Origin of the sequence: Acidianus brierleyi (assembly GCF_003201835.2) — an archaeon.
GTDB lineage: Archaea > Thermoproteota > Thermoprotei_A > Sulfolobales > Sulfolobaceae > Aramenus > Aramenus brierleyi.
On the sequence record NZ_CP029289.2, the window covers coordinates 658,530 to 673,489 of the forward strand.

A 14,960-nucleotide genomic window follows, 5' to 3' on the forward strand; every position below is an offset into this window, starting at 1 on the left:
GGGAATCAGTGAACTACCCCGCCCTAACGGACGTGGCTTCCTGCTTCAAAGCCGAGGCTTGCCAAAGGTAGAGGTCTCAGCTCCACAGGCACTAAGGGTCGTTCCGACCCCGAGCACTAATGTGAACCCACAGTATCCCAATATGGGACTGTTGAATGGAGCAGAGGCGTACCACATAGACCCTCGCTTTAACCAAGGCGTCTCGGTGACGCTTACTCCGTCAGTGACTGCCATTAATAGAATATTTGAAAAAGAAGTATTTAAATGTAACTACAAAGGGGGCTATTCATCTCCACCCTTACGGATGGAGTCTTCCGCCCCTTTGAACCCTATATAGATTAATTAGTTGGGGAGAGTAATAGTCTCCAACTGGGAAACATGGTCGACCCTTTGACTGAAGCAAAGTCTTCGAACGGGGGCGTGACAAACCCCTACCATCGGACTGAACATTGTGATAATATGCACGGATATAGGTGTGATAAAGAGGTAGGGATCCTAGGAATAGACATATCAAAAGATCATCTAGTATCGAGTGAGGGGAGGGTCTACACAACAAGAAGGGTTATGAAGAAATACTAAAAGTGAAACTAAACACAATAGTGGTCGAACCGACAGGAGCATCAATAAAACCATGTCAATACTTCAAGGAAAAAGGGATCAAGATACTACAAGTAAGCCCAAATATACTATGGAAGGAGAAGGACTTGAGAGGAAAGAAAACAGATTTTTACGACGCACAAAAACTAATAAACATGGCAAACAAGGCAAAGGAGTACAACTACAACCCATTGAAAGAACTAGTAACACTATATATCTTCCTAAAAGACCTTGAAGTAAAGTACAAGAACAGGGTAAAAAGAGCACTATTCCTAAGTGACGAGGAAAAAATAAGCAAGGAAATGCTTGAAGAATTCTCTAAAGGAAACTTCAAAATACAATTATACAACTTGGAACAAAGATCGTACTTGAAGAAATCGAAGTATTATCTAAAGCACTACTGGAAACAAGTGAGAAAATAAAAGAAGTAGAGAAAATGATACAATCACAGTCTGAAAATCACGTTCTATTAACTATACCGGGAATAGGAAAACTTTCTTCGGGAATAATAATAGGCATTGTTGGGGACATTAAACGCTTTCCTAACCCTGAGTCCTTCGTAGCCTACTGTGGTTTAGACCCAATAGTTGAGAGGAGCGGTAAAGCTACTGTAAGTAAGGGAATATCGAAGAAGGGTAATAAGTACTTGCGCAGCTTGTTCTACTTCCTCGCTGAGATGAATTACTCTCGTAATCCTACATTACTAGAATTTTACGAGAACCATAAGGAAAAGTTGAAGGGAAAGAAGTTGTACACTGCTTTAGCCAGGAAATTGGCTAGAATAGTTTGGAGTGTTTGGTATAATAATAAGCCTTATGAGCCTAAGTGACCATAAATCGCCACGTGGATTGAAAGGTACACGTGGCAATCTTAGTTGACATTATGCTTGAAGTTCAACCGAAATATTTATTACTGAACGCCCTTGTTAAGATAAAATACCGTCCGGAACTTCTGTTATGTAAAAATCTTTAGATTTAATCTTTTCTCTTATTTCTTTTGGTAAATAAATTATTCCCTTATCGTCCAACTTTACTATCATAAAGGTATATTTGTGGAAAAAATATATATTTTTCACATCATAGTTACTATATGTTACTATAATAGCTTTTGTAGGAGAAATTGACCAATCCATAGATGTAGCAAAACTTTTAAAATACCTTATATGTTTTAAAGGGTAAGACATAGTTGTAAAACTTGTCTAATTCGGTACTATAGACTGACAATGATGAATAACGATCTTCTTTAGAGTCTAAGAAAGTATTATCTATTTGAAATTAATTATTGGAGAAAATTCTCTTTTTTTCTTCATTGACGAAAGCTAATAAAGCCTTGCCTAGTTCCCTCGTATATTCTCCGTACGCATTATTAATTATGTCTTGAGCTAGTTGTGGAACCCAATTTAGTATATGAGTTTTTATGAAATCGTTAGCGTCATTTTCCTCGTTTATAAAAAATAGAAATGATACAAATTCAAACTCAGTTGAAATGTGATCTGGAACTTGTTTCTGTGGAATAATCTTGTATTTTGTATAGTATTCTAAAACTTCTTGAGTAGATTTTCCATAGAGCGTTTTTTCTCTATACCATGACTCATAAGGAGGGCACTTTAAATGTTTATAGTCGTTAACTAGGCACGAAGTATATTCTGTCTTCAAAATATTATCATCTCTTGTATTAAGAATATTTACTATTTCTGCTACTTTTTCATAGTATGGTTTTCCTTCTAACGCATTATATAGGGATTTTACTTCGTAAATATACCTAGGACCTAGCATTAAGTATGAAAATATTTTGTAGTCAACCCATAACATTTTTACTCACCGAGAGTTCTTCTTGGTTTAAATTTTGCATTCATCCCAAATTTCTTTTGAAATGAATATTCGGCTCTATGTTTCGGACATCTTTCTAGCCATTCGTCATCGCACTCAGCTCCTTTATCTTTCATAATTTTCTTAATAAGATTTAAACTTTTTCTAGATCCAATAGGAGTACCGCAAACTTTACATCTTACTAACTCATCTTCAAAGATTACCTTTTGTTTTAGATTTGTTTCTTTCATACTATGAATATTTATGGCTTTTTTTCCTGGAACATTAGGAATAGAACCGCAAGTGCTACCCTCTGGACATACATTTATACAAATATTACAACCCATACACTTTAAAGGATCAAATATCAAATTTTCCTTGTTCTCTCCACGTTGAATAGATATAGCAGATGTAGGACACCATTTAGCACAACTTTCGCATAAAGTGCACATATCACTATTAATATCAATATCAAAGATTATATCAGGTAAATTTTCACTACTAGCTATGTTTTTCCTGGCTTCGCTTCTTTTGAAGAAAGTATCATTTTTTATTTTTATTTCCTTCAGAGCTTTAGATTCAATTTTTATGTCTGGTGAAATAAATTCTATACCACCTATTTTGTTATTTAAATCGGTTAAGGTCATTATGAAATTACTCAAATTCCTGCTGAGTTCACATTCCGGACACTCAAATGTAATAGAACCATTACTTCTTAGAAGTGCAATATCTACAGCTGAGAGCATTGCTAAACAAGGTATTTTAATTGAATTGTCATGATTCTTATAGCACGAAATTTTTTTATCTCCGTTAAGTTTTGCTATTTCGAAAATAGCTTGTTGAGAAACTGATGGAAATTGTATTGCACTCACTGGACAAGCACTCACGCATATTCCGCACGCTGTACATTTCTCATAATTAATGCTAACACCTGATTTTTTGTCAACCTTAATTGCATCGTATGGGCATGTAGCTTCGCATAAATTACATGCTCTATATAGGTATCCACACATTGATTGAATATACACAGGTTTGTCTACTCTGTCTTTAACTGTTTTTATATTTCCGGAGATTAGATCTCTTCTGGATATATTAACACCTTTTTCCTCTATTTTGGCCAAATCTGCTGTCCATCCATTTTCCAATATAACCATGTTCTGTTTTATTGCGGCCTCTCCCCATCTATAGTCTACTATTCTTACCAATAACGGATTTAATCCTGATTTTAATATTGCTTCTCTATATAATTTTAAATGTTCATCATCATAAATTCCTACTATTATTATTGCCTTAGTTTGAAACTCTCTTAGTTTTTTTGCTATTTCATCAGGATCACATGACTGAAAACTTTCTGAAGGATTATGCTGACAATGATGATAAAAAATACTTACCTTAAATTTAATAAGAGGATTTGATTCTGTTAAGAAATTAGACATTATCTTTCACTTGAATATCCACACATGTTTAGGTTTTTCATCACTTTCAAGAGGGAGTAGTAATACACCTAACGTATAAACCCCAAGTAGTAGTAACGCTGAACCAGTAAACCAAACCATATCGTATTTGCTTATTTCGAATGGCAATAACGTCCATAATGGCCCATTATTGAATATACTCCTTAGTTCGTAAACCCAGTTAGAACCAGAAGCTGTTATAGGACTTACGCTATAGTACCATGTTATTGACTGCGGTATTATTGTTACTAAAGTAATAATGACAAACATGCCAATTAGTGTTATGATAGCTGATGTAAAGAGAAGCTTTTTGCTTTCTGTCTTATACGCTATGGAATATAGAGTAATAGGTAAAAGTATGCCTATCAGAACTAACCCTATCCAGAATTGTGGAGCATATGTGCCAGTAATTAGTAGTGAAGCCCATGGGCTACTTTCTTGATTTGTAGCTGTTAACCATATCCACCATAACATTAAGAAACCTATAGATATTACAGAAAGAAGTCCATCCCTAGCTAAAACTTTATATATAGAATCTTTATCATCGCTTGGATCTATATAATTTTTGCCGTAAGCCTTTGTTGATTGAGGTACTGGCGTAGGCATAACAATAGAGGTCGGTCTTTTTATCCAATCATAAAGTATGGTCATGAATGATATCATAGCAATTCCTCCATAAAACGATAGAACTACAAACAGAATTGGTGTAAATGCTCCAAATTCTTCTACCCATGTAGATAAATAGCCAAATACAGAACCTAAATTAGCATCTAAAATTAATTCAGCTAAGATAGCATATCCAACTATTAATGCATCTATATCTACCACTATTTTTAACATTCCAGGTATTTCAAACTGTGTTTTACCAGACAACCATTCTAGAAACCGATTTATCGGACCTCCCTTGTTTTCTTCTTTAATCTTTTCTCCAATGAGTGCTAATATCTCAGCTATAATTCCTATACCTACTAACGCATATAATACACCGTTCCATGCTATTCTTGATGTATCTCTAAAGCTTAGATATATGAACATAGCAGCTGCAGGCTTGTATGTTGATGAAAATACCATTATCCAGCCAGGAATTAGTACCGCCAACGCTAGCCATTCAGTTCTTAATTTAATTTTATTGAAAGGGTTTCTTTCCTGGTGATTCTTATTAAATAATTCGTAAAGCGAGTTATATGTACTAACTCCTGTTCCAATTACTCCAAAGAACATATATCCTATTACTAGTAATCCCCACGGTATCGGAGCGTTATTTGGTTCTGTAAACGTTACATTACCGTTAAACCATGCCATTGGGTTCATACTAGTTCCATATAATAGTATTCCTCCACCTATTAGTATAAATATTATAGTCCATGTAATTAAAATCTTATTCATGAATTATCACCACCATTTTGAGACACATATCTTTGAGTCTGCTTATTAAATACATAAAATACCTTTGGTTGTACATTAAGTTGTGGATTAAGTACAACCGCTTGTCCTGTATTTACAAGGATACTAACCTCACTATTAGGATCATCAAGGCATCCAAATACTCTAGCTCCTCCTGGGCAAGTTCTTACACAAGCTGGCGTATGTGTGTTATCTGGAGCAGTACCATAACAAAATGTACATTTATCGACATGAGGAACTACATGAATTTCATTGTCTCCATATACTTCCTTTGCTTTTTGAATATCCTCATATGTATAGAAATATCTAGCTCCATATGGACAAGCTTCAACACAATATAGGCAGCCCATACATTTGTACTCGTCTACAACAACTATTCCTCCATCTACTATTTGTGTAGCTCCAGTAGGACATACATAATAACAAGGAGGATTTTCACATTGCATACATAATCTTGGTACAAACATTCTTTGTGAGTTTGGATACTCTCCTATTTCTAAATCCTCTACATGAGTTCTCCATAGATCTTCCCAAAACGGTGTTTCGTTTTCTATAGTGCATGCTGCCACACAAGCATCACATCCTAGACATTGATCTACTCTAACTACGAATCCCCAATGTTCACACGATCTTGTATTTCCGAATTTAGAATATGGATTTATTAATTGATTTTTTTCAAGTATATTTGAATTGGACATTTTTATCACCATGTATTAAAAATTGAATAAAAACAATTAACTTTGTTCATATTTATCCCAATCTGTAGAATTAATTTTCGTATTTGGTGTAACTACAACTTCTGAAGGTAAAGTATTAGGAGTTTGCGCGGTGGCTATTGTAGTAGCTTCTTGTATTTCATCAGGAGTTGCTTTCCTAACATATACTGTATATTGTTCTGCTTGTCTAAATCCTCCTAACGGATTATAACTTTCTGGCCACAGCTCGCTTACCGGTTTATTTCCTGTATTTTCTATTGCATTTATTGCAGTAGTTAATGCTGGATTTCTTTGACCATAAGGTTCTGGTACTCCTATAGTATCTGGCCTTATCCATTGCGTAATATGTGCCCTTATAGTTAACTGTGGATATTTCCCATCGGAATCAGGTAATTTCCATCTAACTATAGTTATCCAATCCCCTTCATTTATACCTAATTGAGACGCTGTAATAGGATTAATCCATGCCATCTGTGAAATATTTTTATGGTAGCTACTACTTGATATTGCCATTAGGAGCGGATTATCTGTACTTGATGTATATGCAAATTGAGGTACTTTATATTCTATAAAGAACATCTCTGGAGGTGTCGGTTTAAATGCAGGATCATTATATGGTGGTGTAGGTTCTACAAATATTCCAGGCGTTACCGCATAACCACCATTCCAATATGGCGGAATATATGCTATTAATGGATCCCATATAGGATTATAACCAAATGTTTTGATAACGTAATAATACAGTGTTGTAGAATAAATTTCTATTCTTCCAGTAGGAGAGGCTACAGGTAAATTCCAAGGTATTCTTTCGTTATTATTAAAATATTCGTCTACAGTAGTTACAATGAATACTCCATTATTTCTTAAAGTTTCAGTAATCTGTTCTGATGGAATATTTAATTTCTTTGACAAATAGTTTACTTTAGCTTCTCTCCAAGCCTTAGCTGTAAAGCTACCCCATGGTGGATAACCATTATTTTTAATTAGATAATTCTGATATTCTGGCATTTCGGATGCTATAATTTGCTTGAAAACTTCTTTATCGATGGATTTTGAGTTGGCCATCCATTCCACATAGCCATCCCCAGCTTCTTTCCCTAGCATGTATGCAAACATAACAAATAAATCTAATCCGTTAGCGGTATTTGGATAGACCACTGGTATAGCTTGCCATCTTCCTCTCAAAGCGTAATCCATAGCTGGACCGTCTGCTCTGAAATCTTCATCTCTTTCTAGATATGTCACATCAGGTAATATTACATCAGCATAAAGTGTATCTTCGGTTGGCAAAATATTAATATCTATATAGAATGTATTTTCAAGAATGTTCCTGTATTGTTTCCAGAGAAAATTGAAAGGTGTACCTCCCCATGACATTACAGCCTTTGGCGTATAAGGCTTGCCGTTCCACATTACTTGTCCTTTCAATGCCTCATAAGCACCAGTATCTAAATACATCCCAAAAGTAGCTACCGGTGTTTTTCCTTGTTGCATAAGTGTTTGAGCATATGCGTATGATAATGCAGGATAACCAGTCTTCCAGAACTGCGGATTATTATAAGCATAAATTATTGCAAATATTGTAAGTAATTCTCCTGGCAAATCCACTAATGGTACGGATCCCAAGATTTCAGGTCTCTGCAAAAGTATTCCAGGTTTAGATGTTCCAGATTGTATGGCAGAGTTATATGCATTTATAACCTCTTTTACTCCTTCTCGGTATTGCCCAGAATATACCCATCCTCCTCTTATATCTATGTTTCCTGTTAGTGCCATTATTATGGCTGTAGCTCTTCTAAACTGTGGAGATAAATCAGACCAGAATCCTTTTAGACCACTAACTATATCCATGGGTTTAATTGTTGCTATTCTATATGCTACTTCTTTGATTAAATCCAAGGGGACGTCAGTTATTTGAGACGCATATTCTAGTGTATAATTGCTAACTCGATTAGCTAAGTGTTGAAACACTGTAGTAACTTGTTTATCATTATATTTGATTTGAGATAATTTTAGTGCAGGTCTTATCTGATTTCCGTTTACATCAAATTGATTTGTGTTAGAAAATGGAGGAATCTCTCTTACCTGGCCACTTATTTCATCGTATACATAAAAACCTCTTACTGTTCCGTCGGGCCAATCATCTTCAAGAAGTTTGAGAACTCCGTTTTCTTCATATGCTAAGAACGATGCATTAGTATAGTATCTTACAAAGTTATCATCATAATATCCATTCTGAATTATATAATTAATTATTGCCATAGCTAATGTAAGATCTGAACCGGGCTTGACTGGAACCCATAAATCAGATTTAGAAGCAGATTCACTCATTCTAGGATCAATAGTTATCATATATGCGCCATTAGCCAATCCTTCGCCTAATCTTACAGCTCTATTGACGAAAATCCCAGTAGGGAATCCGTTATTTCCCCAGACTGTTATAAGTGAAGAATGACTCATATCATCCATAAGATCTGAGGCGTGAAGATCAAATCCTCCAATTACAGTTCCGATAGGTTGTTGTTCAGAAAACATGCAAGATTGCATAGGCGTTCCATTAATATTGGGAATTTGAGTTCCTAGAGTAAATGGTATAAAATACCTTTTATAGTTAGCACATGGTAATGCTCCACCAACTAATAAAAATTCCCAAGGCTGTACGTTAAGCTCTTGAAGCTTTTGCATAATATAGTTAAATGCCTCTTCCCATGTGGCTTCCTTAAAAGCCCATGTTCCTTTAGGTCCTGTTCTTATTAACGGTGTCTTTATTCTATCTACGTTATATGTCCTAAATATTCCAGATCTTCCTCTTGGGCATATTTTTCCTTTATTCAGTGGAGAGAGAGGATTTCCATCTATTTCCATCGCTCTGATGTACCCATTTTTACTCTCTGTTGTGACTAGAACATCGCATGTTGATGAGCAAAATGCGCATACATTAGGAACATAAGAATACTGCCATCCCGGTTGAAGTATTTCGTCATCGATTGAATCTTGTGAAAATATATTAAATACAAAATTCTTTGACGCTGCGTACGCAGCACCTGCCGCTACAGCAACAGCTGCTGATATCTTTATAAAATCTCTTCTTGAAATTCTCACTCCATGGCTATTCTTACTCTGCATGTAGTTATCTACCTTTTTCGCATATAAGTTCTTTTTTATGTAAAATTTTTCGTTATTCACTTTAACCGAGTTAATTTTTTTATAAAAACAAAAAGAAGAATAATAAAGAAAACTGCTATAGTTACCTACTCAGAAAATTAAGGTATATAAAAATAAGTATTGTTAACAGTTAGAATATATAAATAAAATTAAGGAGATAAGAACTTTTGTTATTTATGTACACTCTTAAGTATGTGTTCTTTTCGACTGAATTATCCTTCATGGAAATGGAAACTTTTGAGATTTTAGTAGATTAACTATACCCAATCATCCTAATTTTGTTTTGCAAGAAATTTGATAATCTTTACCTAAGAAGGTTTTCATAAAGTAAGTAATTTTTTATATATTTCTAATAATTATACATCTAGGTATAGCATAGTCGTATAAGAACATACTTTCAATATCTTATGAGTAAGTTGTTTTTATCACTATGTTTATAATTTTTTAAACATGAATTTCTAGCACTTAAACATAATCTCTAAGAAAACTGAAGTAATTCATAAGACGACTCTTTGCTCAAGACTATATATGAATAGAAAAAAATATTTCTTATCTATATCTCTTTTACTTATGAGAAAAATATACGCAGTTGGAATATCCCCTTCCATTGAATTAATCACACTTAAAGCACTAGAGCTAATAAAGAAAGCACCAGTAGTACTAACTTATGATAGTGACTTTCCATTTTCCATGGAGGAAATATTAAAGGATAAAAAGATAGTTAAACTCAAGCCTAGCTTCAATGAACCTGACGTTATAGAGGAAAATATAAGAGTTTTGAAATCATTAGAGGAAGAATGGGGCGTATTTTTGGAGATAGGAGATCCAAGTATAAGGAATCCATTGTTTTACCACATTTTAGGCGGATATAAGGATTTTGAAATAGAAACCGTACCAGGCGTAAGTTCAATTACGGCAGTATTTAGTAAATTGGGAACTCATGTAAGACACTTCTGCATGTTGGGGAGTGAAGAAGAAGAACTATTAGAAAGCTTGATAGATAAATGCGATCTATTCGTGATAGTTAATATACATAAAGATCACTTAAAAATATTTGATAAGCTAAAGGAACATTCATATGACATAACTTTCGTTAAAAATTGTTGCAATAAAGATGAAGAAATATCCAATGAATATAAAGGAGATACGTATTGGATAATAGCCGTAGCAAGAAAGGAAATAAGTAGGTAAGTTTCTGACTAAAGACTTAGATCCTCTAAAAGAATTGCTCTAGAAATCAATCTAGGATTTTTTGATACTTCTTCTACCCATTCTTTTACCTTTGGATGTCTCCATCCTTTCTTGTACCTCTCCCATATTTCCTCCATTGAATGCTTCCTAACGTCAGCAACAACATAAGGAACAGAATTTAATAATCTGATTTTTCCATTAGCCATCATAAGTATTGACGAAGGTGGATCTTCTAATCTCATTCTCAATTCTTCAATTAAATCTGAAGGATAAAATACTATTTTAATATCGTTATATTTAATACTTTTACTTTTTATGACTCCTTTAATATACTCATAGTCTTCATCATTAAGCGATAAAATATTCCAATAAGTTACCGCATTTCCTAGATACATTATTTTTCCAGTGTATATTGCTTTTGCACCAAATTTGACTATATTATCTATAGCATCTCCTAATTCTTTGTAATTAATTCTTGTTGGTACAAATTCAACTTCAACATATATTCCTCTCTCGTTAAGGTATTTTATTGCGTTTAGTGCTTTTTCTAGTACTCCTCTTGGTCTCATTGTTGAGTAAGTTTTTTGTGTAGCACCGTCAATACTTATTTGTACCGATCTAGGTTCTAATCTTGCAATCCTATCTGCTACACTCTCTGAAATTAAATTACCATTAGTTTCAATCTTAACCTCAATATCATTATTCCTAAAACAAGTAAAAAGATCCCAAAAACCAGGATAAAGAAGAGGCTCCCCACCAGATAATGCTGCATAAGGTATTCCGAAATCGGCTATCTTTTTGCATAAATTCATTGACTCTTTAGGAGACAATTCATAAGGATAAGCAGCATTAGGACCTGACATCTCTAGACAATGTATGCACTCAAGGTTACACCTATTTGTTAACTGCCAAGACCAATACGTGGGAGCCGTTAAAAAGTCTAAAGTGAAACTCATGCTATACTATATTCTCTTAAACGATTAAAAGTTATATTCTTCTTTTTAAGAACATGCTTCAAAGTTCGTTAAACGTATCTTGTAATTAATACAAATTAATTGAAATATATACTCTCTTATCCCCTCTGGCTAACGCCAAGTTAATATGCTGTAAGTCGAGCTGAACGTTTATTATATCATATTTCTTTAGTAATTTGGAAAGTATCTTACTTAAATCGAGTAAATCTATTGACCTCAAAGTAACGTTGGCCTCAATACCGTAAAGTGTCACATCAAACTTAGATTTAGAGAGCACGACATTTAAAATTCTAAAATCAACACCTATAAATGAAATAGGTAGAACTGATTAAAAAGGAATAATATATATGAATTTAAATATAATTTATTAACAGTGTTAAAGCTTCTATATAAACTTTAGGTTAAATTCTTCATTGACCACCGCGATCAGTGTGAAAAACGAGGGCGAAGAAGCTCCCTTAGTCGTAGGAGCTCATCCTTACTTCATAGTTAAGGGCAATTGGAGGATCTTTCCTGAGAAAGCTAAAAGGCTCATAATGAAGGATAAAATACCTACCGGAGAAATGGAAGATTTTACAATAACTCAAGGAGAATACGACGATTGTTTTCTACTTAAAGGAAATGTAACTTTAATTTCTGATTATTCAAAAGTAACGATAGAAAAGGAAAATATGGATTTTATTCAAATATACACCGGGCAACCTTCTGCAGTAGCCGTAGAGCCTATGAGCGGTGCTCCAGATGCATTTCATAACGGCATAGGGCTAATAACTCTGAAGGAAGGAGAAACTGCAACTTTTACTTTCAAGATTTCTGTAAGGCTTTAGACCTTATTCTTTAAAACAAGGATAGTATTCCTTAAAGAGTAAGCATAAAGTAAGACGATAGCCAAGGAGAAGGCGACTGCTATAGCTTCAAACACCGGAAGCGACGTTTCTTGGTAAAGCATAAGGTCTAAGAAGGAAGATATTCCTAAAGGAAATACGTAGGCCCAGCTAGTTAGCGAAGGTTTATCTTTATCTTTTATGTGCTTCACTGCAATTATGAGTGCAACTAGTGAATTCCATATTTCGAAGCCCCAGAGCATTATTGCTAGTGTTAAGGCAGACTTTGGAGGGAAATAAAAGAGGTGAAGGTAATTATAACTCGGAAATACTAACACGTTGATAGCTAATACGCTTGCTGCACCAACGGGAAGCATTATAATGGCTGAACTTTCCTTATTTATTATGTGAGATAGGAAGGCTATACTACCTATAAATATCAGTTGAAAGAAAGATATCCCAACTGAGAATAACATAATGAAGTACACGATTTTAGCAAAGTAAGTTGATATGAAAGGGAGGGAAGGAGGTAATAGCGCAGAACTTAAAAAAACGTTAGCAGAAAGTGCTAATCCTGGAACTAATAGTGCGTAAGATATTTCGTTCTGTCTAACGCCCTTTGTAAATAATTTGTATCCTAAAAACACGTTAACTAAAAACACAATGGAATAACCCAAGAAGTAAAGAACTAGTAATGCGTAAGCTATTTCATAATTTATTTCGACATAGGTCATGAAAAAGAAGCCTGCAACGAATAATATTACTCCTAAGAAGGCAGTAAAGCTTATCCTATTCAAGTTCTCCATGTCTTCTCTCCAGTTAGTCATTATCCTAGATATCCAGCCAAAAAATATTATGGCAAAAATTACCAGATCTAGAAAGTATATTACTTTTCCTACATCAAATAGAACTTGTGACTTAAAGAATATAGAATTCATCCAACTTACCATAGTTAATGCGAAGGTTCCTATAACCACGGAGAACCATTCTGAGCCTAACTTCTTATGGGTAACTTTGTTACATAATATATAAATCTTTTTATGAATACTCCTTAGCTGAGATATCTTTACTGGGCCGTTCTTTAGGGCTTCAAGCACTTGGTATCCACCGAATTTTTTTAATCCGCCAAACATTTTTTCACCGATATCTAATTCGATATCGAAATTAATAAATCTTTCCAGTAATAGGCCAATCTACTGCATTTAAACATTTTACAGTCTTAATTAAGGACAGTCATATCTTTCGTAAATTTTAGTATTTTAGTGTATTGTGGGCTACTTCAGTATTATACAAAAATTTATAAATAATTATACCGAGTATTACCCATGGGAAAGAGTGAGTACAAGAGGGATTGGAGCAAGTACGACGAGAACGTTATAACGAGATACAAGCTAATGTTCCCCTTCTACGTCTTCGAACACTGGTGGGATATACTAGCAGAGGAGAATAGCAAAGAAAACCTACAAGGCACCGAAGGAGTTCAACGAGTTCCTAGCATTCCTCCACTTGTTCTTACCCTACAGGGCAATGGAAGGAGTATTGAGAGCACTGGAGGGACTGAAGATCGTCCCGACAAGCCTAGACTACTCGACAATATGGGAAAGGGTGAGGAACATGGACATAACGTTCCCTGAAGCGGGTGACCAACTTGAAGTAATAGCAGACGCGACGGGGATAAGCACAACAAGGGGAGGACAATACATCATTGCAAAGTGGGGCAAAAGGAGGGACTCAAAATTCCTCAAGATAGTAATTGACAAGGACGAGCTCAACGTGATAAACGCTGAAGTAACCAGCAACGAGGTCGAGACTGCAGTCAAGACTGTTAAGGATTTACAAGATAGGGGAAAGAAGGTCAAGAGGTTTTACGGAGATAAAGCTTATGACGCCAACGAGGTTTACAATACTGGGGTTGAGGTCGTCGTCCCACCTAGGGAGAACGCCTCCACTAGATGCGGTCATCCCGCTAGGCTGTGAGGGAGTTCAAGGAGTTACGATCGTTGGAGGGAGGAGAGGGGTTACGGTGTTAGGTGGAGGGTTGAGTCCCTGTTCTCTGCCGTGAAGCGCACCTTTGGTGAATCTGTTAGGGCTACAAGTTTTCTAGGACAAGTGGTTGAGGCTAAGCTCAAGTTCTGGGCTTATGCTTGGATGGCTTACTTGGCTAATTCTTTAGTCGGTAGGGCTCCGGGTATTAAGGTTTGAGCCTGAGAATAACGTTGAAATAAATATTAATTACTGAAAAACCCTCAGTGTATCATATTATGTTTATGAAATAAACTGAAGAGATCCACAAAGCAGAAAGAAGTGAAGATTTTTTAAAGAAATCTTCTTAGATGTGTCACAAAATATTTTCTAGATATTCAAATAAAGCCAGTAAATCTTACACAATTATTTTTTATTCAAAAAAATTGACTTCACGTCAAGAAAGTACATCTTGAGCATTATTTAAATCGTAATAGCTACATATTTGAAGTGTAAGTTATGATCTTGGAAATACTATAGTTTCTTATATTGATATTTAAAAAGCTAGAGATAAGAATAAGTTAAGAGCTAAAATGTCCTTCTTGTAATTTCAGCAATAATAATGTCAAGAGAAAAGGGAAATATAACTGGATAATGAAGAATACTTTACTGTTCATCTAACGAGAGAATGAGCAAATAAGAAGAGATTAATGAAGTACATAAAAATAGATATATTATCTTCCTATTCTAATATCTAAAAAATTATATACTTTATTAAAAATGATATTAAACAAACTTAACATAGAGTAAATTCCAAAAGGCTTATATTATACTAAATGCGGATATTTATCTAAGTGAATGTAAA

The 14,960-nt window shown here is 34.7% G+C and carries 10 protein-coding genes and 2 pseudogenes; 4 read left to right on the forward strand and 8 right to left on the reverse strand.

The features are described from left to right. The first annotated feature begins 378 nt into the window (after nt 1–378). A pseudogene (locus DFR85_RS19235) lies at nt 379–1,426 on the forward strand (IS110 family RNA-guided transposase). Between the two features lie 96 nt (nt 1,427–1,522). On the opposite strand, the gene DFR85_RS19240 reads toward DFR85_RS19235, so the two are convergent. The 6 genes from DFR85_RS19240 to DFR85_RS19265 form a co-directional block, all read right to left on the reverse strand. Further along, nucleotides 1,523–1,729: an AbrB/MazE/SpoVT family DNA-binding domain-containing protein gene (locus tag DFR85_RS19240; protein ID WP_110269686.1), complete on the reverse strand. Its 207-nt coding sequence runs from the start codon at nt 1,727–1,729 to the stop codon at nt 1,523–1,525. A 142-nt stretch (nt 1,730–1,871) separates the two neighbouring features. Next, nucleotides 1,872–2,408: a TorD/DmsD family molecular chaperone gene (locus tag DFR85_RS19245; protein ID WP_110269687.1), complete on the reverse strand. Its 537-nt coding sequence runs from the start codon at nt 2,406–2,408 to the stop codon at nt 1,872–1,874. A 2-nt stretch (nt 2,409–2,410) separates the two neighbouring features. Next, the gene (locus tag DFR85_RS19250) at nt 2,411–3,841 is read right to left on the reverse strand and encodes a 4Fe-4S binding protein (protein ID WP_110269688.1); all 1,431 of its coding nucleotides are present in this window, start codon (nt 3,839–3,841) and stop codon (nt 2,411–2,413) included. A 6-nt stretch (nt 3,842–3,847) separates the two neighbouring features. Further along, a complete protein-coding gene (gene nrfD, locus DFR85_RS19255; protein ID WP_110269689.1) occupies nt 3,848–5,245 on the reverse strand; it encodes an NrfD/PsrC family molybdoenzyme membrane anchor subunit in 1,398 nt (465 codons plus the stop codon). Beyond that, nucleotides 5,242–5,961, reverse strand: coding sequence for a 4Fe-4S dicluster domain-containing protein (locus tag DFR85_RS19260; RefSeq protein WP_110271772.1), 720 nt, complete (start codon nt 5,959–5,961; stop codon nt 5,242–5,244). The genes nrfD and DFR85_RS19260 overlap by 4 nt, the downstream gene beginning before the upstream one ends. 36 nt (nt 5,962–5,997) lie before the next feature. Then, nucleotides 5,998–9,105: a molybdopterin-dependent oxidoreductase gene (locus tag DFR85_RS19265; protein WP_110269690.1), complete on the reverse strand. Its 3,108-nt coding sequence runs from the start codon at nt 9,103–9,105 to the stop codon at nt 5,998–6,000. A gap of 609 nt (nt 9,106–9,714) precedes the next feature. Here DFR85_RS19265 and DFR85_RS19270 point away from each other — a divergent pair. Beyond that, on the forward strand, nt 9,715–10,335 hold the full coding sequence (locus DFR85_RS19270; protein ID WP_162582616.1) for an SAM-dependent methyltransferase: 621 nt from the start codon (nt 9,715–9,717) through the stop codon (nt 10,333–10,335). A gap of 8 nt (nt 10,336–10,343) precedes the next feature. On the opposite strand, the gene DFR85_RS19275 is transcribed toward DFR85_RS19270, so the two are convergent. Then, nucleotides 10,344–11,291 (reverse strand): radical SAM protein, encoded by a 948-nt coding sequence (locus DFR85_RS19275; RefSeq protein WP_110269692.1) that lies wholly within the window; start codon nt 11,289–11,291, stop codon nt 10,344–10,346. Between the two features lie 407 nt (nt 11,292–11,698). Here DFR85_RS19275 and DFR85_RS19280 point away from each other — a divergent pair, with 407 nt between their 5' ends. Continuing rightward, nucleotides 11,699–12,136 carry an aldose 1-epimerase gene (locus DFR85_RS19280; RefSeq protein ID WP_281351084.1) on the forward strand — a complete coding sequence of 146 codons (438 nt, stop codon included), beginning with the start codon at nt 11,699–11,701 and terminating at the stop codon, nt 12,134–12,136. Here the strand turns inward: DFR85_RS19280 and DFR85_RS19285 are convergent. Beyond that, a complete protein-coding gene (locus DFR85_RS19285) occupies nt 12,133–13,266 on the reverse strand; it encodes an SLAC1 family transporter (protein ID WP_110269693.1) in 1,134 nt (377 codons plus the stop codon). The genes DFR85_RS19280 and DFR85_RS19285 overlap by 4 nt on opposite strands. A 192-nt stretch (nt 13,267–13,458) precedes the next feature. On the opposite strand from DFR85_RS19285, the pseudogene DFR85_RS19290 reads away from it, so the two are divergent. Further along, nucleotides 13,459–14,335: pseudogene (locus tag DFR85_RS19290) on the forward strand (IS5 family transposase). The last annotated feature ends 625 nt before the right edge of the window (nt 14,336–14,960 follow it).